The 25,264-nt window shown below is 73.6% G+C and carries 20 protein-coding genes; 6 read left to right on the forward strand and 14 right to left on the reverse strand.

The window, feature by feature from the left end:
• Nucleotides 1-6: 6 nt before the first annotated feature.
• A complete protein-coding gene (locus OH807_RS06470; protein ID WP_406194993.1) occupies nt 7-1,632 on the reverse strand; it encodes an alpha/beta hydrolase in 1,626 nt (541 codons plus the stop codon).
• A gap of 151 nt (nt 1,633-1,783) precedes the next feature.
• Nucleotides 1,784-2,737, reverse strand: a complete 954-nt coding sequence (locus OH807_RS06475) for a DUF389 domain-containing protein (RefSeq protein ID WP_406194995.1) — start codon at nt 2,735-2,737, stop codon at nt 1,784-1,786.
• A 309-nt stretch (nt 2,738-3,046) separates the two neighbouring features.
• Between OH807_RS06475 and OH807_RS06480 the strand changes: the two genes are divergently transcribed.
• Genes OH807_RS06480 through OH807_RS06490 form a run of 3 tightly spaced genes read left to right on the forward strand, consistent with a single transcriptional unit; the run spans nt 3,047 to nt 7,506 of the window.
• Nucleotides 3,047-4,888: a glycoside hydrolase family 15 protein gene (locus tag OH807_RS06480; protein ID WP_406194997.1), complete on the forward strand. Its 1,842-nt coding sequence runs from the start codon at nt 3,047-3,049 to the stop codon at nt 4,886-4,888.
• A 28-nt stretch (nt 4,889-4,916) separates the two neighbouring features.
• Nucleotides 4,917-5,897, forward strand: coding sequence for a cyclase family protein (locus tag OH807_RS06485; protein ID WP_406195000.1), 981 nt, complete (start codon nt 4,917-4,919; stop codon nt 5,895-5,897).
• 28 nt (nt 5,898-5,925) lie between these two features.
• Complete coding sequence (locus OH807_RS06490; RefSeq protein ID WP_406195002.1) at nt 5,926-7,506, forward strand: GMC oxidoreductase; 1,581 nt, start codon at nt 5,926-5,928, stop codon at nt 7,504-7,506.
• A gap of 73 nt (nt 7,507-7,579) precedes the next feature.
• Here OH807_RS06490 and OH807_RS06495 read toward each other — a convergent pair whose 3' ends face one another.
• The 5 genes from OH807_RS06495 to OH807_RS06515 form a co-directional block, all read right to left on the reverse strand.
• Nucleotides 7,580-9,361, reverse strand: a complete 1,782-nt coding sequence (locus tag OH807_RS06495; RefSeq protein WP_406195005.1) for a cation:proton antiporter — start codon at nt 9,359-9,361, stop codon at nt 7,580-7,582.
• A gap of 97 nt (nt 9,362-9,458) precedes the next feature.
• A complete protein-coding gene (locus OH807_RS06500; protein WP_406195008.1) occupies nt 9,459-10,478 on the reverse strand; it encodes a cytochrome d ubiquinol oxidase subunit II in 1,020 nt (339 codons plus the stop codon).
• On the reverse strand, nt 10,475-11,920 hold the full coding sequence (locus OH807_RS06505; protein WP_406210745.1) for a cytochrome ubiquinol oxidase subunit I: 1,446 nt from the start codon (nt 11,918-11,920) through the stop codon (nt 10,475-10,477). The genes OH807_RS06500 and OH807_RS06505 overlap by 4 nt, the downstream gene beginning before the upstream one ends.
• A gap of 70 nt (nt 11,921-11,990) precedes the next feature.
• Complete coding sequence (locus OH807_RS06510) at nt 11,991-12,827, reverse strand: SDR family oxidoreductase (protein ID WP_406195010.1); 837 nt, start codon at nt 12,825-12,827, stop codon at nt 11,991-11,993.
• A 147-nt stretch (nt 12,828-12,974) separates the two neighbouring features.
• A complete protein-coding gene (locus OH807_RS06515; RefSeq protein WP_406195012.1) occupies nt 12,975-13,940 on the reverse strand; it encodes a 2-hydroxyacid dehydrogenase in 966 nt (321 codons plus the stop codon).
• 199 nt (nt 13,941-14,139) lie between these two features.
• On the opposite strand from OH807_RS06515, the gene OH807_RS06520 reads away from it, so the two are divergent.
• Nucleotides 14,140-14,637 carry a gluconokinase gene (locus tag OH807_RS06520; RefSeq protein ID WP_406210748.1) on the forward strand — a complete coding sequence of 166 codons (498 nt, stop codon included), beginning with the start codon at nt 14,140-14,142 and terminating at the stop codon, nt 14,635-14,637.
• A gap of 91 nt (nt 14,638-14,728) precedes the next feature.
• On the forward strand, nt 14,729-16,336 hold the full coding sequence (locus OH807_RS06525) for a ricin-type beta-trefoil lectin domain protein (protein ID WP_406195013.1): 1,608 nt from the start codon (nt 14,729-14,731) through the stop codon (nt 16,334-16,336).
• 115 nt (nt 16,337-16,451) lie between these two features.
• Here OH807_RS06525 and OH807_RS06530 read toward each other — a convergent pair whose 3' ends face one another.
• On the reverse strand, nt 16,452-17,669 hold the full coding sequence (locus tag OH807_RS06530; RefSeq protein WP_406195015.1) for an agmatine/peptidylarginine deiminase: 1,218 nt from the start codon (nt 17,667-17,669) through the stop codon (nt 16,452-16,454).
• Between the two features lie 158 nt (nt 17,670-17,827).
• Between OH807_RS06530 and OH807_RS06535 the strand changes: the two genes are divergently transcribed.
• Nucleotides 17,828-18,553 carry a TetR/AcrR family transcriptional regulator gene (locus OH807_RS06535; protein ID WP_406195018.1) on the forward strand — a complete coding sequence of 242 codons (726 nt, stop codon included), beginning with the start codon at nt 17,828-17,830 and terminating at the stop codon, nt 18,551-18,553.
• Nucleotides 18,554-18,558: 5 nt separating this feature from the next.
• Here OH807_RS06535 and OH807_RS06540 read toward each other — a convergent pair whose 3' ends face one another.
• The 6 genes from OH807_RS06540 to OH807_RS06565 form a co-directional block, all read right to left on the reverse strand.
• Entirely contained in the window at nt 18,559-19,749 is a 1,191-nt protein-coding gene (locus tag OH807_RS06540) for an agmatine deiminase family protein (protein ID WP_406195022.1), read from the reverse strand.
• A 195-nt stretch (nt 19,750-19,944) separates the two neighbouring features.
• Complete coding sequence (locus OH807_RS06545; RefSeq protein ID WP_406195024.1) at nt 19,945-20,742, reverse strand: ABC transporter ATP-binding protein; 798 nt, start codon at nt 20,740-20,742, stop codon at nt 19,945-19,947.
• Between the two features lie 43 nt (nt 20,743-20,785).
• Complete coding sequence (locus tag OH807_RS06550; protein WP_406195027.1) at nt 20,786-21,763, reverse strand: ABC transporter ATP-binding protein; 978 nt, start codon at nt 21,761-21,763, stop codon at nt 20,786-20,788.
• Nucleotides 21,760-22,614, reverse strand: a complete 855-nt coding sequence (locus OH807_RS06555) for an ABC transporter permease (RefSeq protein ID WP_406195029.1) — start codon at nt 22,612-22,614, stop codon at nt 21,760-21,762. The genes OH807_RS06550 and OH807_RS06555 overlap by 4 nt, the downstream gene beginning before the upstream one ends.
• Nucleotides 22,611-23,570, reverse strand: coding sequence for an ABC transporter permease (locus OH807_RS06560; protein WP_406195031.1), 960 nt, complete (start codon nt 23,568-23,570; stop codon nt 22,611-22,613). The genes OH807_RS06555 and OH807_RS06560 overlap by 4 nt, the downstream gene beginning before the upstream one ends.
• Nucleotides 23,567-25,243: an ABC transporter substrate-binding protein gene (locus OH807_RS06565; protein ID WP_406195034.1), complete on the reverse strand. Its 1,677-nt coding sequence runs from the start codon at nt 25,241-25,243 to the stop codon at nt 23,567-23,569. Before OH807_RS06565 ends, OH807_RS06560 begins: the two co-directional genes overlap by 4 nt.
• Nucleotides 25,244-25,264 lie beyond the last annotated feature (21 nt).

The following is a 25,264-nucleotide window of genomic DNA, read 5'->3' on the forward strand; positions in this document are numbered from 1 at the left end:
GGCCGGCTACCGGAGGACGCCGCGGACGGCCTCGGGGTCGGTCGGCGCGAGCGGGGTGGCGGCCGCGGCGGTCTTGGCGGCGGCGGCCGGCGGCGGGGTCACGTAGACCGGCTCGGGGTCCGGCTCGGGGGCGCAGGTCCTGGCGATCCGGCCGTTGCCCTTCGGCAGGCTGCCGTCCCGGAGGTAGGCGGTGAAGGTGTCGTCCAGGCAGGCGTTCCCGTGGAAGAGGATCTCGTGGAAGCTGCCGCCGGTCTGGACGACCAGCTTCGAGCCGGGCAGTGCGTCGTGCATCGCGAGGCCGCCCTCGTACGGGGTGGCGGCGTCCTCGGTGGCCTGGAAGAGCAGGACGGGCGGCAGGCCCTTGCCCGTGATCCTCGTCCGGCCCGCCTGGTTGCCCTGGTAGGGCCAGAACATGCAGGCGGCGTTGTACCACATGTTGTTATAGGTGTAGAAGGGTGCGACGGCGTCGACCTTGGCCTGGTCCTTCTTCCAGAACTCCCAGTCCCGCGGCCAGGCGTTCTCGGTGCACTGGGCCGCGTTGTACGCCGGGAAGGCGCCGTCGTCGGCGCCGGGCGCCGCGTAGCGGTTGTAGGCGATGTTCAGCGGCCGGGTGTCCTGCTGGGTGAGGTAGGCCGAGAGCACGGTGGCCATCCGCGGCCAGCGCAGGAAGTTGTACCCGCCGCCGTAGAAGGTGTCGGCCAGCTCGGCCGGGCCGATCCGGCCGGGGGCCGGGGCGGCGTCCACCGGGTCGGCCCGCAGCGCGGCCTCGACCTGGTAGTAGGCCTTCTCCACCGCGGCGGCGTCGGTGCCGAGGTGGTAGACCGGGTCGGCCTTGGCCGCCCAGACCGTGAACGCCTCGAAGCGGCGCTGGTGCTCCTTGTCCTGGAGGATGTTGTGGTCGTACCAGCTGATGCTCGGGCCGACGATGCTGTCCAGCACCATCCGCCGGACGCGCGAGGGGAAGAGCTGGCCGTACGTGGAGCCCAGTGAGGTGCCCCAGGAGCCGCCGTAGAAGTTGATCTTCGGAGCGCCGAGCGCCCGCCGGATGCTGTCCATGTCGCGGGCGTTGTCGACGGTGGTCATGTGCGGCAGCAGCCAGGACCAGTCGGCGGCGCAGTCGGCCGCGTACCCGGCCGCCTTCGCCAGCCAGGCCTTCGACGTCCCCCGGCTCACCTGGTAGTCGGGCCGCTCGGCGTCGAAGTAGTGCGCGTCGCAGACGACATGGGGCTCGCTGCCGTTGGTCCCGCGCGGGTCGAAGCCGATCCAGTCGTAGGTGCCGGCGACGTCCTGCGGGAGCTGCCCGGAGATGTAGGCGGGCATCCAGAGCCCGGAGTCCCCCGGGCCCCCGGGGTTGAGCAGGATCGGGCCCTGCTGCTTCTCCTTGGGCGCGGTGGCGGGGAGCCGGTTCAGCTTGATCCGGATCGTGCGGCCGTGCGGGTCGGCGTAGTCCACCGGCACGTCGAGCAGGGCGCACTGGAGCGCGGGCGTGGTGGCGTCCTCGCAGGAGCTCCAGACGAGCTTCCCCTGCCCGGTGTCCTCGGGGGGAGCGGCCTCGGCCGCGGCGCCGGTGGACGCTCCGCCGAGCGCGGCGACGGCCGCGGCTGCCGAGAGCAGGGCGATGAGTCTTTTCATGAGATGCATGATGTGACATGTGCAATGGCACAACCAGGCGACTGACCGGCCGTTACCAAGCTGCAACGGAACCGGAGTTCACCGATCCACCGGCCCGCCGCCCCCTCGGCCCCCGACCTCGGCCCGGCACCCACCCGCCGCACGGCCGGGGCTACCGCCGCCGGGCCCGCCCGCGGCGCAGTGCCACCCGGCGCCAGATCTCCCGCTGGCCGCGGAGCGCGGCCGTGCCCACCGCGACCAGCACGACGATGTTGACCAGCAGCTGGATCAGCGATCCCCTGGCCTGGCTCCAACTGCCGAACGCGACCGAGACACCGACGTCCGCCGCCGCGGGGATGGTCGTCACCGAGATGAACACCCCCAGGAGTGCGCTGGTCCTCGCCTCGGTGAGCGAGACGATCCCGACCACGCCCGCCAGGACGGCCACCGCGACCGAGAAGAAGTCGGGGCTGTCGATCAGGTCGGAGACGGGTCGCAACCCGAGCTCGAACGCCCGCGACTGCAGGTCGAAGGCGCGGATCAGGAGACTGAAGAGCAACGTGGCGGTGATGGCCAGCGCGAAGCCGACCGAGAGGGCCGCCAGGCCCGCCCGGATCCTGGGCCGGTCCCGCCGGTCGATGCCGAGCGCGATGCTGACGATCGCCCCGTACTCGGGCCCGACCACCATTGCCGCGACGATCAGGATCTGCGAGTTGGTGACGATGCCGACCGAGCCGATCAGCCCGGCGACGACCAGGTACAGGTAGAAGCTCGGCGCGTACCTGCCCTCGGCCCGGATCCGCGCCTCCACCTGCTCCCACACCGGCGCACCCGTGAGCGGGCCGAGCTCGGCGGCGCCGCGGGCCGCGGCCCGGGCCGAGAAGGCCATGTCGACCGACTCCACGACGATCGACCCCCGGCCGTCGACGTGCAACGCGCGCAGCGCCCGCAGCAGTTCGTTCGCGTCGCCGGTCAGGACGTCGCAGGCGATGGAGTCCCCGTCCGGGTTGCGGGCCGCATCGGGCTGGACGACGAGGTTGAGCACGCACGGGTCGGCGGCGAGCAGCTCGACGACCGCGCCGGTGAGGTCCGGCGGGCTCACCGCGCGGACATGGATCATGTCCATCCTGCACTCCCAGGGGGTCTGACGTGCCGTCCGCTCCGTACCGCCGGCGTGGCGCGGCACCGCCGCACCGCGCAGCAGCACGGCGGGCAGGACCGGGCGCGCGCCGTGCGGGCCTCCCTTCCAGTAGCGCCGGACGCGCGGGCTCCGGCAATCCGGGCCACCGTGGCGGGCCCGGGCGACCGCCGTCGGGCCGGACACCCCGGACATCCCGCACACCCCGGTCCCGCAGGCCCCCGACCGGGCACGGGAGGCGCACGCACCCGGCGCGTCGGATAGTGGAAGGGGGGGATCTCCTGGGATTGGACACTCATGGACCGCTACCCGCCGATCGCCGACCACGGCCTCGTGGGCGACCTCCAGACCGCCGCGCTGATCTCCGCCCAGGGGGTAGTCGACTGGTTCGCCGCCCCGCGGTTCGACTCGCCGAGCATCTTCGCCGCCCTGCTCGACCACGACCACGGCGGCTACTTCCGCCTCTCGCCGGACGACACCCCGGCGGGCTCCCGGAAGCAGCTGTACTACCCGGACACGGCGGTCCTGGTGACGCGCTTCCTCTCGCCCGACGGCGTCGGCGAGGTGCTCGACTGGATGATCCCGGAGCGCTCCGGCTCGGCCACCGACCGCCACGTCCTGGTACGGGGCGTGCGCGCGGTGCGCGGCCGGGTGCGGTTCACCATGGAGTGCCGTCCGCGGTTCGACTACGCCCGGGCCGGCCACGAGCTGGACCTCTCCGCCGACGGGGCGGTCTTCCGGGCCCCCGGCACCACCGCCCACCTGCAGACCACCTTCCCCCTGGAGCGCGACGGCCAGGACGCCGTCGGCACCGTCACCCTCGACGCGGGAGACCTCGCGGCGGCCGTCCTCACCGTCTGCGACCCCGACCGCCCGGCGCCGCCGCAGCCGACCGCCGACGCCCTGATGGAGGAGCTCTGGAAGGCCGTCGACTTCTGGCAGGGCTGGGTGCACAGGTCCCGCTACCGGGGCCGCTGGCCCGACATGGTCAACCGGTCCGCGATCACCCTGAAGCTGCTCACCTACGCGCCCACCGGCGCGCCGGTCGCCGCGGCCACCATGGGCCTGCCCGAGCAGGTCGGCGGCGAACGCAACTGGGACTACCGCTACACCTGGGTGCGCGACGGCTCGCTCTCCGTCCGCGCCCTGCTCGACCTCGGATTCGCCGAGGAGGCGACCGCCTTCACCCACTGGATCCGCAACCGGCTGCTGGCCGAGCAGGAGCGCGGGGCGGAGGAGGCCCTCCAGATCATGTACCGGGTCGACGGGGAGCCGATCCTGACGGAGGAGATCCTCGAACACTTCGAGGGGTACCGCGGCTCGTACCCGGTGCGGGTCGGCAACGCGGCCGCCGACCAACTCCAGCTGGACATCTACGGCGAGGCGCTCTACGGCCTCTCCCAGGCCCGGCACATCGCCGTGCAGGCCGACTACCAGGGCTGGAAGGCCTGCGCCCGCGCCCTGGACTGGCTCGCCGACACCTGGGACCGCCCCGACGAGGGCATCTGGGAGACCCGCGGCGGCCGCCAGGACTTCACCTACAGCCGGATCATGTGCTGGGCCGCCTTCGACCGCGGGCTGCGGATGGCCGAGGACTTCCGCCGGCCCGCCGACACCGAGCGCTGGACGAAGGCGCGGGACGCCATCCTGGAGCAGGTGATGGAGCGGGGCTGGAGCACGAAGGACCGGGCGTTCGTCCAGCACTACGGCGGTGGTGCCGTCCTGGACGCCTCGCTCCTGCTGATGCCCCGGGTGGGCTTCGTGGCCGCGCGGGACCCGAGCTGGCTCTCGACCCTGGACGCGATGGACCGGACCCTGGTGTCGGACAGCCTGGTCTACCGCTACGACCCGGCCGCCTCGCCGGACGGCCTGCGCGGCTCCGAGGGCACCTTCAGCCTCTGCACCTTCCTCTACGTCGACGCGCTGGCCCGGGCCGGGCGGCTGCGCCAGGCCCGGTACACCTTCGAGAAGATGCACACCTACGCCAACCACGTCGGGCTGTTCGCCGAGGAGGTGGGCCCCAGCGGCGAACAACTGGGCAACTTCCCCCAGGCGTTCACACACCTGTCGCTCATCATGGCCGCCAGCACGCTGGACGAGGCACTGGACCGGCAGCGGGACACCGGACGGGCGCTGTGAGCCCGGCGACGGGGCAGCGGGAGTCCTGATGTCCACCGGGCCAGGAGCCGACCCCGCCTCCGCATCCGACCCCGGCGCCGACCCCGGGTACTCCGCGCCGCTCGGCCGGGAGGAGTTCCGCGCCCTGTACGCGAGCCTGCGCGCCGGGGCCGTCGATCCCGGCGGCCGGGGCGCCCTGGCCACCATCACGCCGGAGACGGTGCGCGCCGCCGCCGCCGAGGTCCGTTCGGGCCGCACCGTCACCCTCGCCTCCCCGATCGAGACCCGGCCGGGCCCGGACAACCCGCACCCGGCCGGCCACCGGCTGACCAGCCCGCCCGGGGCTGCGGCGGGCAGCACCGGCCTGGCCTTCGCCACCGACCGGTTCGCCATGAACGTGCACGGCGACGCCGACAGCCACCTCGACGCGCTGTGCCACGTCGTCTACGAGGGCACCCTGCACGGCGGAGTGCCGGCGGGCACCGTCACCGCGGACGGCGCCACCGCCCTCCCGGTCGAGCTGGCCCGCGACGGGATCGTCGGCCGGGGCGTGCTGCTCGACATCCCACGGGTGCGCGGGGTGCCCTGGCTGGAACCGGGCGACCACGTCACCACCGACGACCTGCTCGCCGCCGAGACCGCCCAGCACGTGCGGGTCGGGCCCGGGGACATCCTCCTGCTGCGGGTCGGCCACCGGCGCCGGCGCCTGGAGGCGGGCCCGTGGGACGCCGCCGGCCGAAGGGCCGGCCTGCACCCCGCCGCGGTGGCGTTCCTGGCCGAGCGGCGGGTGGCCGCGCTCGGCAGCGACAGCAACGGCGACACCGCCCCGAGCCTCGCCGAGGGGGTCGACTTCCCGGTGCACGTGCTGGCGATCCACGCCCTCGGGATCCACCTCCTGGACTACCTCCAGTTCGAGAGCGTGCTGCCGCTCTGCGAGCAGGAGGACCGCTGGTCCTTCCTCTGCGTGATCGCACCGCTGCGGCTCCCCGCGGCCACCGGCTCGCCCGTCAACCCCATCGCGATCCTCTGACACCCGACTCCCGGAGAGGGCACGGCTCATGGCCGACACCGCGCACTACGACGTCATCGTCATCGGCACCGGAGCGGGCGGCGGCACGCTCGCCCACCGCCTCGCACCCACGGGCCGGCGCATCCTGCTCCTGGAACGCGGCGGTTACCTGCCACGCGAGCGGGACAACTGGGAGTCGACGGCGGTCTTCGTCCGGGGCAAGTACCGCGCTCCGGAGTTCTGGTACGACAAACACGGCGAGAGCTTCCCCCCGGAGGTCAACTACTACGTCGGCGGGAACACCAAGTTCTACGGCGCCGCGCTGTTCCGGCTGCGCCCCGAGGACTTCGGCGAACTGCGCCACCACGGGGGCATCTCCCCCGCCTGGCCGATCGACTACGCCGACCTGGAGCCCTACTACACCCGGGCCGAGCACCTCTACCTCGTGCACGGACGCCACGGCGAGGACCCCGGCGAAGGGCCGGTCAGCGCCCAGTACGCCTACCCCCCGGTCGAGCACGAGCCGAGGATCCAGCAGCTCAGCGACGACCTGGAGAAGCGCGGACTGCACCCCTTCCACCTGCCGATCGGCGTCAACCTCACCCAGGACGAGCACGGCCGGGCCACCCACGACAGCGTCTGCATCCGCTGCGACCGGGTCGACGGCTTCCCCTGCCTCGTCCGCGGCAAGGCGGACGCCCAGGTGATCTGCGTCGACCCGGCGTTGGAGTACCCGGGCGTCGAACTGGTGACGGGCGCCGACGTGCGGAGTCTGGAGACCGATCCGACCGGACGCAGCGTGACCCGCGTGGTGGCCGAACTCGACGACGGCTCGACCGCCGGTTTCACCGGCGACATCGTCGTGGTGGCCTGCGGCGCCGTCAACTCGGCCGCGCTGCTCCTGCGTTCGGCGAACGAGCGGCACCCCGACGGCCTGGCCAACAGCTCCGGCACGGTCGGGCGCCACTACATGCGGCACAACAACCTGGCCCTGATGGCGGTCTCGAAGGAGCCGAACGACACCCAGTTCCAGAAGACCCTCGCGGTGAACGACTGGTACCTCGGCTCCGACGACTGGGAGTACCCGCTCGGCGGCATCCAGATGCTCGGCAAGTCCGACGCCGACCAGATCCAGGGCGAGGCGCCGCGCTGGGCCGGACTGGCCTCGCCGGACATGCCGTTCGAGGTTCTGGCCCACCACGCGGTCGACTTCTGGCTCTGCGGCGAGGACCTCCCGCAACCGGAGAACCGCGTCACGCTCGACGGTGACGGCGCCATCCACCTGACGCTGGACGAGAAGAACAACATCGCGGGGCTCGAACGCCTCCGGCACAAGCTGCAGGGTCTCCTGGGACACCTCGGCATGCACCCGCACCACCTGCTCCCGCACAGCCTCTACCTGCACAAGGGCATGCCGATCGGCGCCACCGCCCACCAGGCCGGGACCGTCCGCTTCGGCACCGACCCGGCGGCCTCGGCCCTCGACGTCCACTGCAAGGCCCACGACCTGGACAACCTGTACGTCGTCGACACGAGCTTCTTCCCGAGCATCGGCGCGGTGAACCCGTCGCTGACGGCGATCGCCAACGCCCTGCGGGTCGGTGACCACATCGCCGAGCGCCTGGGCTGAGCCGCCACCGGCCGGCCACGACACCCACCGGCCCGCCCCACCCCGCCGACCACCCCCCAGCACACCCCTCGGCCTACCGGGCGGCCTCCTCCGCACGGCCGCCCGGCACGGGGCCGAGCAGCACGGCGAGGTCGCCGGCACCCGGCTCGGGCACCGCGGCCTCGGTGACCGGTGCGAGCTGCCCGTCCGGCCGCACCAGGAAGAGCAGCTCGTGCCCCGGCGGGAGCCCGCCCACCACCCGGTGGACGGTGATCCGCGCGCCCTCGCCGTACCGCCGGGCCAGTTCCACCCGGGTCAGCCCGGCGCCGAAGAGCGCGTCGGCACCGCCGTAGGGCGCGACCACGCCCTGACTGCCGACCGACGGCGCGAGACGGTGGACGCCGCCCTCGACGGTCTCCTGGAGGGTCATCGACGCCAGGGCGTTGAAGTCGTCCTCCTCGGTGAGCAGCAGCACCCCGGTGATCCCTTCCAGCTCCGCGCCGGCGCCGGTGGCCGCGGCCAGCAGCTCACCGGGTGCAAGGGCGAGGCCCGCCTCCTCGATGCGGGAGCGCTGGGCCTCGGCGCCCGCCCACATCAGCACGTCGAGACCGGCCGAGCGCAGCGCCCGCCCGAGGTCGATCGCCCACTGGTCCCCGCCCACCAGGAGCGGCCGCGAGCGGGCCGGCCGCAGCACCCCGAGCCGCCCGGCGACGGGGAACGCGCTCAGGCCGTAGAGCATGACGGTGGCGACGATCACCACGAAGGTGGCCGGCAGGATCCGCTCGGCGCCGCCGATCCCCTTGCCGACGAGGGTGGCGGAGAACGTCGAGGCCGTCGCCGCGGCGACGATCCCGCGCGGTGCCATCCAGCCGATGAACGCGCGCTCCCCGCGCGACAGGTCGGTCCGGGCCGTCGCCAGCGCGGCCACCACCGGCCTGACCACGAGGACGAGCAGGCCGACCAGGGCGAGCGCCGGCAGCACCACGTGCCGCAGGGACTCCGGGGTGACGGTCGCCGAGATGGAGACGAAGAGCACGCCGATGATCAGTGCGGCCAGGGTCGCGAAGAAGGGCCGCCTGGCCGGCATGTCGAGGCCGCGCAGGTTGGCGAGCGTCATCCCCGTCACCACCGCGGCGATCAGACCGGTGTCGTCGCGGAAGGCGTCGCAGACCGCGGCCACGCCGACGACGACGGCGAGCTGGCAGGTGGTGGCGAGGACTTCGCTCATCCGCACGCGGTGCAGCAGGAACCAGAGCAGCCCGGCGCCCAGCACACCGCCCACGAGGCCGACGGCCGTACTGCCGAGGAACGCCACCAGCTGGCTGCCGGGGTCGTGCTGGTCCGCGGCGACGACCGCGTGGAAGACGACCGCGCCGAGGATGCCCCCGACCGGGTCGATCAGGGAGCCCTCCCAGACCAGGATCCGCTGCAACCGCTCCGTCGGGCGGACGAAGTTGAGCAGCGGCCCGACGACCGTCGGCCCCGACACCACGAGGATGGCGCCCAGCATGATCGCCGCCGACCGCGACATGTCCAGCACCGGCACGGCGAACAGCGCGGCGGACAGGCAGGTGAGGACGGTGCCGAGGCAGATCAGCCGGACCACGACGCGCCGGGCGTGCCCACGGCTGCGGCGCAGGTCGAGTTCGAGACCCGCGTCGTAGAGGATCACCGCCACCGCCAGCGAGACCATGGGCGAGAACGCGGGCCCGAGCAGCAACTGCGGGTCGACGTCGTCGGTGAGGGCGCCGGCGGTGAACCCGGCCGGGAGCAGCAGGAGCAGCGCGGGCAGGTGCAGCAGGCTCGCCAGGAGCTGGCAGCCGACCGCCAGCACCAGGATCAGCGCCACGCCCAGCAACACTTGATCGGCCGTCACTGCCTGTCTCCTGTACGGGGATCCCGTGGTGGTCGCCGGTACCGGCCGGCCCGGCCGGTACGAGGTCAGGGCCCGGTGACCGCCGGGCGCGCGGCGGTCACCTCTCGACGTCCTCCTCGCTCAGCGGTTCCAGGACGCCGTGCGTGTCGAGGCGGTAGAGCACGACGAGCGCCGGACCGATCAGGACGAGCGCCACGGCGGCGACGAGGAGCATCCACTTGAGCGGCGCCGCGGCACCCGCCGCCTGCTGGACCGTCAGCGAGGTCGGGACGAGGTACGGGCGCTGGGCGACGCCCCAGGCGGCGACCGACAGGGCGACGGCGGCCACCGAGGTGTAGCGCGCGTACCCGGCGGCCGGGCCGGCGACGAGGAACCCGGTCACGGCCACCGCGACGGCGGCGGTCACGACGAGCGCCAGGCCCGCGCCGTGGGTGAGCCCGTGGTGCACGTACGAGGCGTCGTCGCCGGTCAGCGACAGGCCGAGCACACCGAGCAGGGCGAGCGCCCCGGCCCCGGCCCAGGACCGCAGCCGGAAGTAGCCGACCAGGTCCTCCGCCCCGAAGCGGCGGGCGTCCACGGTGAGGAACACCGCGCCGAGGAAGGCGGCCGCGGCAACGGCGAACAGGCCGCCGAGCACCGAGGTGATGTTGGCCCAGGCGTCGGCCGACGCGGTGGTACCGGGGGCGACCCGCCCGGAGGCGACGCCGCCGATCGCCGCGCCCAGGAAGAACGGGGTGAGGAGCGAGGACACGGCGAAGACCGCACCGTAGAGGCGTCGTTGGGCGAGCCGCCGGGTGGGCTTGCGCAGCGCGAACCCGGCGCCGCGCAGCACCATGCCGACGGCGGCGAGCGCCAGCGGGAGCCAGAGCGCGCTGAACACCGTCTGGAAGAAGACCGGGAATCCGGTCCACATGAGCACCAGGACGAAGATCAGCCAGACGTTGTTGACCTCCCAGACCGGCGCCATGGCGTGGTCGACCAGCCAGCGCGGCCGCTTGCCCCGGTCGGCCCCGCCGGCCACCAAGTCCCAGAACCCGGCGCCGTAGTCGACGCCGCCGCCGCAGGCGTACGCGGCGATCGCCAGCAGCAGGACCCAGGCGACGACATCGGCGATCATCCAGCGCTCCCCGGCGGTCGTCCCGGCCCCGGTCGCTCTCCCGGCCCCGGACCGGCCGGCGGCGTGGGTGGCCCCGCTCCGGTGACGGCGGGCTCCGGGCGCGGCCCGTACGGCGTGTCGGTCTCCGGGCCCTCGCCGGGTACGGCCGCGGCGCCGGCGTCGGCGCGCCGCCAGCGGGTGCGCATCGTCAGCAGCACGGCGAGGAAGCTCCCGAAGACGAGGACGTAGACCACCACGACGACGCCGAACATGGTCCAGAGCGAGGCGGCGCCGGTCGGGGTGACGGCATCGGACACCCGCATGTTCTGGTACACGATCCAGGGCTGGCGGCCCACCTCGGTGGTGATCCAGCCGGCCTCGACGGTCAGCAGGCTGGCCACGCCGGAGACCGCGGCGCACCGGAAGAACCAGCGCGACCGGGGCAGGTCGCGGCGGCGCAGCCAGCACCACGCGTACCAGAGCGCGAGCAGGATCAGCACGCTGCCGATGGTCGCCATGAAGTCGAAGGCCCAGTGGACGATGGTGGCCTGGGTGGCGGTGGGCCGGTCGGAGGCGGGCACCGAGGTGAGCCCGGGGACCTCCGTGTCGGGGGTGAACCCGGCCAGGATGGAGTCGAGTTGGGGGATCTTGAGACCCCCCTTGATCGTCCCGTCGGACTGCAGGCGTCCGAACAGGTACTCCGGCACGTGCGTCCCGGAGTTCCAGACCAGCTCGGCGGCGGCGAACTTGATCGGCTGCTTGTGGAAGATCTGGCGCGCGATGTTGTCGCCGAGGAAGAACTGCAGGGGGGTCAGGATCGCGGCGATCGTGAACGGCACGGTGAAGCCGAGCCGGTGGTAGCGGTCCCGGCGGCCGCGCAGCCACCCCACCGCGTAGACGCCGGCCACCACGTAGCCGGCCGTCAGGAACATCGCCACCACGAAGTGCCAGTACTGCGGGCCGAACATCGGCGTGAAGATCGCCTGCCGGACGGAGACGTTCACCGGCGCGCCGGAGGAGTCGAGGGTGAAGCCCTGCGGGGTGTTCATCCACGAGTTGGCCGCGATGATGCCGAACGCGCCCATGAGCGCCGCGGCCGGCAGCGGCACACCGAGCCAGAAGTGGGTCCACGGTTTCAGCCGGCGCCAGCCGTAGAGGTAGATCGCGATGAGGATCGCCTCCAGGAAGAACGCCCACGCCTCGACCCCGAAGCCAAGGCCGAACACGTCCCCCCAGCGGCCCATCATGCCCGGCCACAGCAGGCCGAACTCGAACGACAGCACGGTGCCGGTGACGACCCCGACGGCGAACTGGACGGCCATCACGGCCGACCAGCGGCGGGCGAGCAGCATCGCGTCGGGGTCCCCCCGGCGCAGCCCCCGGTGGTGCATCACCAGGGTGATGAACGGCAGCGCCACCCCCATCGGCACCAGCAGGATGTGGGAGGCGAGCGTGAACGCCATCAGCTCCCGGGCGGGGAGCAGCTGCGCCGGGGTACTCGCGAGGACGTGCAGCGTGGTGTCCACCGTCGGGTCAGCCTCCGGTGGCGAAGCCGGGGAAGAGGGTCATGCCGCCGTCGACGTAGAGGGTGGCGCCGACCACGTAGTCCATCAGGTCGGAGGCCAGGACGGTCACCGCGTTGGCGATGTCGTCCGGGTCGCCGACCCGGCGGTAGGGGATCAGCCGCAGCAGGTCGGCCTCGGCCTCGGGGGTGTCCCAGGCCGACTTGTTGATGGGGGTGCGGATCGCGCCCGGCGCCACCGCGTTGACCCGGATGTGCTGCGGGGCGAGCTCCTGGGCGAGGGTCTGCATCAGCATCAGGACCCCGCCCTTGGAGGCCGCGTAGTTCACGTGGCCCGCCCAGGGGATGATCTGGTGGACGGAGCTCATGCAGATGATCTTCCCGGCGGAGCGGGACACCTCGGCGACGACGCCCCGGCGGACGAACTCCTTGGCCGCCTCCCGGGCGCACAGGAACTGTCCGGTGAGGTTGACCTCCAGCACCTTGTTCCACTGGTCGAGGGTCATCTCGGTGCTCGCGGCGTCGCGCTGGAGGCCGGCGTTGGCCACCATGACGTCGATCGTGCCGAGCTCCTCGACCATCCGCCCGACCATCGCGGTGACCTGGCCCTCGTCGGAGACGTCCGCCTCGTGCGCGTAGGCGTTCACCCCGAAGGACCTGATCTCCTCCACCACCTCCTCCGCCGCCTCGCGGCCGAAGACGTAGTTGACGACGACGTCGGCTCCCGCCCGGCCCAGGCCGATCGCGGTGGCCCGCCCGATGCCCGAGTTCGCACCGGTCACCAGGGCCTTCTGTCCGCGCAGCAGCAGCGGCTGCGCCGGCCGCCGCTCGTCCACAGGTGAGGTCACTGCTGTCTCCCGTTCTCGCCGCCACTGTCGAGGGACAAGATTCCCCACCTGGGCACGGGCGGGCGGCGACGGCACGCGGCGACGGCCGGCGATGTCCCTCCGGCGGAGCAGTGGCCCGGCCGTGACGTCCCGGCCCGGGGCCGGAGCTCACCTGCCGGGCCCGGCCACCACGTTCTCCAACCGCTCCCCCCCGAGGTAGCGCGTCAGCTGGGCGCGGACCAGCCGCAGGGCCCGCGGCAGGAACGCCGAGGAGTTGCCGCCCACGTGCGGACTGATCAGCGTGTTGGGGGCGGACCACAGGGGGTGGCCGGCGGGCAGCGGCTCGGGGTCCGTGACGTCCAGCGCCGCGGCGAGGCGCCCGCTGCGCAGTTCGGCCAGCAGGGCGTCGGTGTCGACGACCGGGCCGCGCGCCACGTTGACCAGCAGGGCGCCGTCCCGGAGCGAGGCCAGGAAGCCGGCGTCGACGAGCCCGCGGGTCTGCTCGGTGAGGGGGACGGTCAGCACCACCACGTCGGCCTGCGGCAGCAGGCGGGGCAGCTCCGCCATGGCGTGCACCGGCCCCCGGGCCGAGGGCCGGCCGGTGCGGGCCACCCGCAGGATCCGGCACTCGAAAGGCGTGAGGCGCTCCTCGACGGCCGACCCGATCGAGCCGTACCCGATCACCAGGACGGTGCGGTCGGCGAGCGAGGCGAACGACCCGCCGCGCCACGTCCCGGTGTCCTGCGCCCGGACGAAGCCCGGGATGCCGCGCAGGGCCGCCAGCACGAGCGCGACCGCGAGCTCGGCCGTACTCGCGTCGTGCACCCCACGCGCGTTGCAGAGCATCACCCCGGGCGGAAGGAACGGCAGCAGGTTGTCGACGCCCGCGGAGAGGCTCTGGATCACCCGCAGCCGGGTCATCCGCTCCAGCAGCGGCAGTGCCGCCGTGGTGCGCCCGTAGGGGAGGACGAAGAACTCGGTCTCCCGGATCACCCGCTCGGCCGGCGCCCCGCCCTCACCGTCCCAGACCGCCACCGGCACCGGCGGCAGCCCGCCGATCAGGTCGGGCGGGTACGGGAGCAGGATCCTGGGCACCGGACCGCCGGGCGACTCGTGGGGCTGGGAGAGGCTCATGGTCCGATCCCAGCAGCGCTCGCCCGGCGCGGCAACCACGCGCCGCTCCTGGGCCATCCGGGTGGGCGCGCCCGGCCGGACGGCGTCGCGAGCGCCGGGCGGGCGGCGCGGCTCGCAGGATTCACCCGGAGCAGCCGACCCCAGCGGACCCGGGAGCACGGTGGAGACCTCTGTACAGGCACCCGCGATCGTGGTGGTGATGGGCGTCTCGGCGTCCGGCAAGAGCACCCTCGGGCGGCTGCTCGCCGACCGCCGGGGCGTGCCGTTCACGGAGGGCGACGACCTCCACCCGCCGGCGAACATCGCCCGGATGACCGCCGGGCACCCCCTGGACGATGCGGAGCGCGCGCCGTGGCTGCACGCCGTGGCCGCGGTGGTCCACCGGGCCGCCCGGGCCCGGCAGGGCGCCGTCCTCTCGTGCTCCGCCCTCAAGCGGGAGTACCGGGACGAGCTCCGCGCGGCCGGGCCGGTCTGGTTCCTGCACCTCACCCTCGACCGTGCCACCGCGGCGGCCCGGATCGCGCACCGCCCCGGGCACTTCATGCCGCTCGCCCTCCTCGACTCCCAGTACGCCGCGCTGGAGCCGCTGCGGCCGGACGAGCCCGGCCTGACCCTGGATGCGACGGCCGGCACCGACGCCTGCCTGCACCGGGCCCTCGCCGCCCTCGCCCGCGTCGAGCACCGGCCGGCCGGCTGACCGCCCGCCGGGCCTCGCGGGGTGGACCGGTCCGCTCGCACTACAGTCTGATCCCGTCGGGACGCACCCGGCGCTCACAGGGGGAACAGACATGACGCTTCATCAGCGGCGCGCCCGCCCGGGCCGCCACTCCTTCTGGCGGCGGGCACGGTCCGTCGTCGTGACGCTCGCGCTGGCCGGCGCGGTGCAGGGCGGACTGGCCGACGTGGCGACGGCGGACCCGGCGGTGTCACTGTGCACCTCCGTCAACGGGCCGTTCGGCTCGGCGACCGTCGGCGGCGGCCGGTACCGGATCATGCCGGACGAGTGGAACTCCTCGGCCGAGCTGTGCATGAGCAGCGACGGCGGTGCGAACTTCACCGTCACCAGCAGTGCGCTCAGCAGCGCCACCAACACCAGGCCCGGCGCACCGGGTGCCTACGCGCGCATCGAGTACGTGCCGCGGCCGGGTGAACTCCCCATGCCGGTGGCCACGATGGGCGACACGCTGACCGGCTGGCGGACCACCGGCGGCGCCCCGGGGCAGTACAACACGGCGTACGACCTCTGGTACGCGGACACGGCCGCCGGGTGCGGTCCGACCACCTCGCACGAGCTGATGATCTGGCTCGGGCGGCAGGGCGGGCCCGTCCCGCTGGGGGCGGCCACCCAGCAGGTCACCCTCGGCGGCCGGACGTACCAGGTCCACCAGTGGCAGGACGCCGCCAGTGGCCGGCAGGTCATCAGCTACCTGATGACCACGCCGACCACCTCGGTCTACGCGCTGAACCTGCGGGCCGTCACCGCCGACGCGGTGGTCCGCGGGTTCGTCCCCGCGAACGGTCAGCTCTGCTCCGTGCAGGCGGGCTTCGAGATCTGGAACGGCGGCGCCGGCCTGGCCACCAACTCCTTCTCCTACCAGCCCGCGGCGGGCCTGCCGACCGGCAGCGTGACCTCCGGCGTGCCCGGCAAGTGCCTCGACGCCGGGAGCAACGCGGCCGGACCGGAGGCCTCCGCCGCGCCCGTGGAGGTCCGGGGCTGCGCCACCACGCCGGACCGGGCCTGGACGGTCGGCAACGACGGCACCTTCAAGGCCCTCGGCAAGTGCCTCGACGTCAGTGGCGGCGGCACCACCGACGGCACCCCCGTCCAGCTGTACCCCTGCAACGGCACCGGCTCACAGGTGTGGACGCAGAACGCCAAGGGGCTGCTGAACCCGCAGTCCGGCCGCTGCCTGACCGACCCCGGCGCGTCGACCGCCGACGGCACCGCGCTGGTCCTGTGGAGCTGCGGCGCGAGCGGGCAGGACTGGCGCCTCCCGTACAGCGGGCAGCCGCTCTGGAGCGCCTTCACCAACAAGGTGACCAACTACTGCCTCAGCGGCGGGGTCGAGAACCCCACCTCGGTCAGCCTGCACACCTGCGCCGGCACCACCACGCCGCCGCAGAACTGGCAGCTCGTCAAGGACGGCACCCTGCGCGTCTCCACCGGGGCCTGCCTGGACGCCGGCAGCGCCGGTACGGCCGGCAGCACCGTCCTGCTCGCCCCCTGCGCGGGCACCGCGGCGCAGCAGTGGCTGCTGTCGCCGACCGGCTACCTGCTCAACCCGGCGTCCGGCCTGTGCCTGGACGATCCGCGGTCCACCGCCGTCCCGGGCGTCCCGCTCAACCTCTGGACGTGCAACGGGACGGGCGCCCAGGTCTGGTACTCGGCAGCCTGACCGCCGGCACCCGCCACGTACCGGCCAGGTACCGGCCACGCGTCTGCCTCAGGTGCGCCGCAGGCCCGGAGGGGCACCGCCCCCCGGGCCTGCGGTCGTCCGGCCGGCGCCGGACCTACGGAATCGGCTGCGGCTGGGTGACGCAGTGGATGCCGCCACCGCCGAGGCCGATGTAGTCGATGTTCAGCTGCTCGACGACCCGGCCGGGGAAGAGCGACTGGAGCTTCGCCCTCGCCGCGGCGTCGGCCCGGGAGTCCCCGAACTGGGCGGCGATCACCGCGCCGTTGCAGACGTAGTAGTTGGCGTAGGAGCCGACGAACGCGGGGTCGCTCTGCCGGATCGTGTAGTAGTCGGGGCCGCCGAGCTTGGTGGCCTGGATGCGGACGCCGCGGGCGTCGGTCGCCGCGGCCAGCACGTTGTACTGGTTGATCTCGTCCTTGGTCCAGACGTCGGAGGGGTCGTCGGTGGCGTTCGGCTGCTGGACGAGACCCTTGCCCGGGGTGAGGAAGCGCGAGGTCGCGTCCACGTGGTCGCCGGTGATGTCCTGCCCGGCCACCCCGGCGAACCAGATCACCTTGGTGGCGCCGTACGCGGCCTTCATCGCGTTCTCGGCCTGGGTCTGTGACATGCCCGGGTTGCGGTTGGAGACGAGGATGCTGCTCCGGGTGGCCATCAGGGTGCCCGCGCCGTCGGTCTCGATGGCGCCGCCCTCGCCGACCAGGCCCGCGGCGGTGAACGGCACCCCGACGTAGGCGGCGACCCGGGCGGCGACCTTGCCGTCGTTGGTGTAGGTCTGGTTGCCGCCCCAGCCGTTGAAGTTGAGGCCGATCGCGTCGAGGCCGCCCTGTCCGTCGGTGCGGAAGACGGGGCCGGAGTCGCGCATCCAGCAGTCGTTGACCGGGATGGTGGTGATCACCGTGACGTTGGCGCCCGGGCAGGCCCGCCGGGCGGCCGCGGCCGCGGCGGGGTTGGCGCACAGGTACACGGGCTCGTACTTGGCGATGGTGTTGACGACCAGGGCGATGTTGGCCTGGATCTGGGCCACCGAGGGCGTCGTCCCGCCGCGCCGGCCGCCGCGGCGGCCGGTCCAGATGGTGGGGTCGTCGGGCCAGGCCATCCAGGTCCGGGTGTGGGTCACCGTGTCGATCGGCACCGCGAAGGTGCCCGCGGCCGCGGTGGCGGCGCGGCCCGCCGCGGCCGCCGCGGAGACCGCGCCGGTGCCCGCGACGGCGCTGCCCGCCGTCACCAGCCCGGCCGCGACCAGGAAGTTCCTGCGTCCCAGCGCGCCCGGTGCTCTGCCGGACGAGACGTGCGGGTCACTGTGACCGTTCATCTCTCGGCCTCCTCTTCTGCTCCTCGTGGTCCATCCACGTGATGGCCATGACGGTAAAACTGACCAAGCGCTCGGTCAATACTTTTCGCAAGGCTTGTCGGATCCGCTTGCGCCGAACTGCCGCTCCGTCACCGGTGCGAGATCGCTAGAGTTTCCGGATGGCTACGCGCACCGAGGACCTCGACCCCACCGACCCGGCGGCCCGGGAGACCGCGGCCGGCGCCGGCCCGAAGCGCCCCCGCGCCTCGGCGAAGGGCGAGCAGACCCGGGCGCGACTGCTCGCCGCCGCCCGCGAACTGCTCGCCGGGGACGGCACGGTGCCCTTCACCACCCGCAACGTGGCCGCCCTGGGCGGGGTGACCCACGGCATGTGCCACTACCACTTCCAGAACCGCAGCGACCTGATCGTCGCGGTGGTGGAGAGCATCCGGCCGGAGTGGATCACGCCCCTGGAGGAGGCCGTGGCCGGCCCCGGCACGTTCGCCGAACGGGCCGAGCGGGTCGTCGCGATGCTGGCGCAGCCGGAGGCCGGCGACCTCTCCCGGCTGCACTCCGCGCTGCACTGGTTCGCCGCCGGGGACGAGCGCGTGCGGGAGAGCCTGGAGGGCGAGTACCGGCGGTGGCGGGAGTGCTTCGTCGCGCTGTACCGGACCCTGGCGGACGAGCAGGGCGGCGGGTTCGACCCCCGGCCGCTGGCCGAGGCGGCGGCGGCCGGGACGGACGGGCTCGCGGCGCTCCAGTCCCTCGGCGCGCGGATCGACTCCGCCCCGGTGATGCGGGCCCTCGTCCTCGGCCTCGCCGCCGGCGCGACCGGAGCTGCCGGAGCTGCCGGAGCTGCTGGGGCTGACGGAGCCGCCGACGCGCCCGGAGCGGCCGGGGCCTGACCCGGTCACGGGCCGGCCGGGGCCGCGGACGGCGAGGCAGCGGGCAGTGCGGGCTGCTGCTGGGTGGAGCAGTGGATACCGCCGCCGCCCGCGGCGATGGCGTCGATGCCCACCGGCACGACCTCCCGCCCGGGGTGGAGGTCGGCCAGGATGCCCGCCGCCCGGTCGTCGGACGCCTTGTCCCCGAACCGCGGCATGATGACGGCCCCGTTCACCACGTAGTAGTTGAGGTAGGTGGCCAGGAAGTCCTTTCCGCGATCCGGCAGGGCGGCGAGGTCGGGCTCGGTGAGGTCGACGACGCGCAGGCTGCGACCCGCGGCGTCGGTGGCCCCGCGGAGCACCTCCAGCGCCTGGTCGGAGGCGCGGGACCAGATGTCCGGCGGGGTGTCCGGCCCGGGGCGGTGGATCACCACCACGCCCGGCTCGGCGAACCGGGCCAGGGCGTCGATGTGGCAGTCGGTGATGTCCTGCCCGGCCACCCCGGTGAACCAGATGACCTTGCGGACGCCGAACAGGTCCTTGAAGGCGGCCTCGATCTGGTCCCTGGTCTTCCCCGGGTTGCGGTTCTCGTTCACCCACGAGCTCTCGGTGGCCATCAGGGTGCCCTCGCCGTCCACCTCGATGCCGCCGCCCTCACCCGTGACCGGCGCCTGGATCCGGCGGATGCCGTAGTGGTCGAGGAGCCTGCGGGCGACCTGGCTGTCCTCCGCGTGGGTCTGCTTGTTCCCCCAGCCGTTGAAGTTGAGGTCGACGCCGGCGATGCCGCCCGGGCCGGTGACGAAGGTCGGGCCGGTGTCGCGGGCCCACAGGTCGTCGACCGGGAGGTCGATCACCTCCACGTCGGAGCCGACCAACTGCCGCGCCGCGGCGCTCTGGTCCGGGCGGGCCATCAGCACCACCGGCTCGAAGCGGGCGACGGCCTGTGCCACGTGGGCGATGTCCTGGCGCACGGCCGGCAGCTGGTCCCCCCAGACCTCTTCGAGGGCCGGCCAGGCCATGAAGGTCCTGGTGTGCGGGCGCGACTCGGCCGGCATCGCGTACGTGGACGGCGCGGCCGAGCCCGCCGGGGAGGCCGAGGACTCGTCGGCCCCGCCCGAGGGGGTGGCGTCGGAGCTGCAGCCCTCCAGCAGGGCGAGCGCCGCGGCGGCCGCCCCCGAGCGCAGCACGGCCCGGCGGGACAGGAAGCGGTCTCTCACGGCAGATCCCCTCGTTCGTCCGAATGCACCCCGGAACGGGCGATATCCGACAGTAGAGGGGGCCGGGGGCCGTGCGGGTGAGCCCGCGCGCCGCCGATCGGGCGAATCGGGGCGGGCCCGGACCACCGCCGTGGGGGCGTCGACGGTCCGGGCCCGGACCCGTCGACGGTCCGGGCCCGGGTACGGGAGCCGCCCCTACAGGGCACGACGGGCGTCCGCGATGGACCGCGGATCCCAGCCGGGCCGCGGGACGGAGTCCAGCAGCAGCCGGGTGTAGGGGTGGTGGGGGCGGGCCAGCACGTCGGCGGTCCGGCCGGACTCCACGATCTTCCCGTGCCGCATCACGATGACGTCGTCGGTGACGGCGCGGACGACACCGAGGTCGTGGGTGATGAAGAGGTAACCGATGCGCGTCGCCTCCCGGATGTCGGCGAGCAGGTTCAGGATCTGGGCCTGCACGGAGACGTCGAGGGCGGCCACCGCCTCGTCGAGGACGAGGACGGCCGGCTCGACCGCCAGCGCCCGCGCGATCGCGACGCGCTGGCGCTGCCCGCCGGAGAGCTCCCGGGGCAGTGCGCCGGCCTCCCGCTCGCCGAGACCGACCTGCTCCAGGAGCTCGGCGATCCGGTGGGCGTGGTCCGCCCCGGGGAAGTGCAGCCGGAGGGTCTCCCGCAGCACCGCGCCCACCGTGGTGCGCGGGTCCAGGGACAGGTACGGGTCCTGGAAGACCATCTGGACCTCGCGGGCCCGCGCCAGCCGGTGGGCCCGGCCGCGCCGCTGCTCGGTCCGGTCCCGGCGGTGGACGAGCACCCGGCCGGAGTCGGCCCGTTCCAGCCCGACCACGATCCGGGCGGTGGTGGTCTTGCCGGAGCCGGACTCGCCGACGATGCCCAGCGACCCGCCCTCCGGCAGGGCGAAGGAGACGTTGTCGACGGCCTGTACGCCCCCGTAGGCGCGGTGCAGGCCGACCGCCTCCAGGACGGTCCTGCGCATCGGCGGCACTTCCTTCGAACGGGCCGCGGCCCCGAGGTCCGGGCTACGCATCGGCGCTCCCCTCCCCCGTCCGGTCGCTGTGGTGGCAGGCGGTCAGCCGGCCGGGCTCGGCCGGGACGGGCAGCAGGACGGGCTCCTCCTGCGTGCAGAGGAAGGTCGCGTACGGGCAGCGCGGCGCGAACGGGCAGCCCGCCGGTTCGTCGCGCAGGCTCGGCGGCCGGCCCTCGATGGCGGCGAGCCTGCCGCGCGGGCCGTCCAGGCGCGGGGTCGAGGCGAGCAGCGCGGCCGTGTAGGGGTGGCGCGGCCGTTCGAACAGCGCCTCGGCCGGGCCGGTCTCGACGATCCGGCCGGCGTACATCACGTAGACGCGGTCGCTGATGGCGGCGGCCAGGCCCAGGTCGTGGGTGACGAAGAGCAGGCCGGTGCCGAAGCGCTCCTGGAGGTCGCCGAGCAGCGCGACCACCTCGGCCTGCGAGGTGACGTCCAGGGCGGTGGTGGGCTCGTCGGCGAGGATCAGCGCGGGATCGCCCATCAGGGCGGCCGCGATCATGACGCGTTGGAGCATGCCGCCGGACACCTGCCCCGGGTAGCGGCCGAGGACCGACGCGGGCAGGCCCACCGCGTCCAGCATCTCGGCGGCCCGCGCGGAGGCGGCCTCGGCGCCCAGGCCGCCGTTGAGGCGCACGCTCTCGGTGAGGAAGTCCCCCAGGCGGCGCAGCGGGTTGATGGCCGCCCGCGGGTCCTGGAAGATCATCGCGGCGGTGCCGGTGCGCAGGCGGCGCAGCTGCTCGGGCGTCATGGTGAGGACGTCCTCGCCGTTGACCCGCACGGTGCCCTCGGTGGCGGCGCCGGAGGGGAGCAGGCCGAGGACGCTGCGGGAGGTGAGGCTCTTCCCCGAGCCGGACTCGCCGACCAGGGCGACCGTCTCCCGGGCGTCGACGGTGAGGTCGACGCCGGCCAGGACGGGCCGGGCGGTGTTGGGCAGGCGCAGGCGGTAGGCCTGGATGTCGAGGGTGGTCATCGGTCCCTCCTGGCGACCTGGTCGGCCCAGCGTTCGCCGACGACGTTGAAGGCGACGACGGTCAGCACGATCGCGGCGCAGGGCAGGACGGCCGACAGCGGGTAGCCGTGCTGGACGGCGGACTGGCCGTCGAAGACCATCCGGCCCCAGTCGGGCGTGAGCGCGGGGACGCCGAGCCCGAGGAAGGACAGGCCCGCCAGGTCGATCAGGGCGTAGCCGAAGTTGATGGTGGACTGCGCCAGCACCACCGGCGCGATGCCGGGGATGACGTGCCGCAGGCAGATCTGCAGGCCGGAGTGGCCCTGGACCTGGTACGCCTCGACGTAGGGGCGGGAGCGTTCGGCGAGGACGAGCGAGCGGGTGAGCCGGCTGACGTAGGGCAGGTAGGCGACGGCGAGGGCGACGACCGGGGCGAGCAGCCCCTCGCCGTAGACGGAGACGATCAGGATCGCCAGCAGCATGCCGGGGAAGGCGAAGACCAGTTCGGTGCTGCGGGAGAGCACGGAGTCGAGCCAGCCGCCGCGCCAGGCGGCGGTGACGCCGACGGCGACGCCGGCCAGGGTCGAGAAGGCGACCACGCCGAGCGGTCCGAGCAGGGACGTCCGGGCGCCGGTGACCAGGCGGGAGAGGGTGTCGCGCCCGGAGGCGTCGACGCCGAGCAGGTGGTCACCGGAGGGTCCGGCGAGGGCGTTGCCCAGGTCGACGGCGTTCGGGTCGGCGGGGGCGATCCACGGGGCGAGGAGCGCGGCCAGGACGACCAGGACGACGAAGCCGAGGCAGAGCAGCTGGAGCGGGGCGCGCGCGGTGCGGACCCGGCCGAGGCCGGGCCGGCGCAGCAGGGTGACGGTCATCCGGCTGCCTTTCTCGCTCCGAGGGTGACCCGGGGGTCGACCAGCGGGTGGAGCAGGTCGACGACCAGGTTCACCGCCATGAACAGCCCGACCATGATCAGCGAGATGGCCTGCACGGTGGGGAAGTCCTTGGTAGTGGTGGACAGTTCGAGGAGCTGGCCGATGCCGCCGACGCTGAACGCCGTCTCCACCAGGACGGTGCAGACCAGCAGCGTGGAGACGATGAGCCCGCCGGTGGTCAGGACGGTGCCCAGGGCATTGCGGAAGACGTGCCGGCGAATCACGTGGTGCTCGCCGACGCCGCGGCTGCGGGCGACGGTGACGTGCTCGTGGCCGAGCACGTCGACCATCGCGGCGCGGGTGACCCGGGCGAGCATGCCGATCAGGTACAGCGCGAGGGCCAGGGCGGGCAGGGCGAGGTGCCAGAGCATCGACCCGAGGCCGTCGCCGGTGCCGCCGGTGGGGAACCAGCCCAGCTTCACCGCGAACAGGCCCTGGAGCAGGACGGCGGCGACGAAGGAGGGGGTGCCGACGGCCACCGTGGTGGTGACCAGGATGGTGGAGTCGGCGGCGCCGCCGCGGACGGCGCCGATCCAGCCCAGCAGCAGGCCGAGGGCGAGGACGAGGACGAGCGCCATCACGACCAGCAGCAGGGTGGCGGGCAGCCGGTCGGCGAGCAGCCGGGAGACGTCCGTCCGGTACGTGATCGAGCGGCCGAAGTCGCCGTGCAGGATCTGCCCGGCCCAGCGCAGGTACTGCAGCAGGAAGGGGTCGTCCAGGTGGTACTGGGCGTTGACCGCCCGCAGGGCCTCCGGGGAGGCCGAGCGGCCGGCGAGCAGGAAGCTCGCCGGGCTGCCCGGCGCGAGGTACATCGCCCCGAAGATCACGAACGAGGCGCCGGCCAGGGTGGCGGCCATCTCGGCCAGCCGCCGGACGGCGAATCTCAGGAAACTCACTGGGCCGCCCCCACGTCGGCCGCCCACGGGTAGTACAGGTACGAGATGGTGGTCGGCGCGCCGGTGATCCGCTTGTTGAGGAAGACCGCGGTGGGCCACTCGGCGACGGGTATCCAGAGCAACTGCTCGGAGGCGGTCTTCTGGAGCTGCGCCTCCAGCGTGAAGCGCTCGGTGGAGTCGGTGGCGGCCGCGGCCTTCTTGACCAGGTCGTCGTAGCCGGGGTCGCTGTAGGAGGCGAAGTTCTGGTAGGCGCCGGTCCGGAAGTTGCCCAGCAGGTCCAGCGGGTCGGTGATGGAGTCGTAGTACGTCTCCGGGAACATGTCGATGCCCTCGCGGGCCTTCGGGTCCGTGAACAGCGCGGTGAAGGCGTTCGGTGCGATGGTCTTCAGCCGGATGTCCAGGCCGATCTTCGCCCCGGCGGACTGCACGGCGGTCGCGAGCAGCGAGACGTCCTGGCCGATCGGGCTGGTGGCGACGGTGAGGGTCTTCCCGGTGGCGCCGGCCTCCTTGATCAGCGCCTTGGCCCTTTCGAGGTCCGGCGCGGTGGGGGTGAGCCCCTCGAAGGCCTCGGTGCGGACGTGCTCGGGGGCGGCGGCCCACGCGGCGCGGGTGGTCAGCGAGCCGGTGACGCTGCCGGCCCCGCCGAGCCCGGTGCGGACGAAGCCGGAGCGGTCGAGCGCGAGCGAGAGCGCCCTGCGGACCCGCACGTCGCCGAGCGCGCCCTGCATGTTGGTGACGTTGACGTTGACGGTGCTGAGGCCCTCGCCGAAGTAGAGCGAGCCCGTGCCGCCGGTGCGCAGCCGCTCGTAGCTCTCGGTGGGGATCAGGTAGCCGCCGTCGGCCTCACCGCTGAGCATGGCGTTGACGCGGGCCGACGGGTCGGTGAGGAAGCGGAAGACGGCCTTGGCCGACTTCGCCTTGGTGCCCCAGTAGTCGTCGAAGCGCTGCAGCTCGATCGACTGGCCCTTGGTCCAGGAGCCGAGCTTGAAGGGACCGGTGCAGGCGAGGCTGCCGCCGGTGCCGTAGTCCTTGCCGGCCGCCTCGATCCCCGCCTTCGAGGCGACCACGCCGGCGGCGGTGGCCAGGTACTGGTTGAACTGCGAGTCGGGCTGGGTGAGCTTCACGGTGACCTGGAGCGGGCCGGTCTTGGTGATGCTGCTGACGTTCTGGAACTGCTGGGCCCAGGCGGCCGCGTTGTCCGGGTTCGTCTGCCGGCCGAGGCTGTAGACCACGTCGTCGGCGGTCATCACGCCGCCGTCGTGGAAGTGCACGTTCGGGCGCAGGTCGTAGACCCAGGTGGTCGGGTCGGGGTTGGAGGCCTTCTCCGCCAGCCCCGGGGCCAGGGTCAGCTGCGGGGTCCACCGCATCAGGCTCTCGCAGACGTTGGAGAGCACGGTGTTCTGCGGGTAGTCGAAGGCGGAGATGTAGTCCAGCGTCGGCGGCTCGGCGTACACCGCCCAGGTGAAGGACTCCAGCCCGCCCTTGGCGGCCGGGGTGCCGGCGGACAGCCGGTAGGCCGCGGCGCCGTCGGTGCCACCGGTCTTCGGCGGGCCGGAGCAGGCGGTGGCGAGCGTGAAGGACGCCAGGGTGGCGGCGGCCAGCGCGGCGGCCGGGAGGGAGCGCCGGCGGCGCGGGGATCTGCGGGTTCCTGAGCTGGTGCGGGGGTCTGGCATGAGGGTGGCTCTCTTCCGTGC

The sequence above is a fragment of the Kitasatospora sp. NBC_01560 genome (genome assembly GCF_045208415.1).
Taxonomy (GTDB): domain Bacteria; phylum Actinomycetota; class Actinomycetes; order Streptomycetales; family Streptomycetaceae; genus Kitasatospora.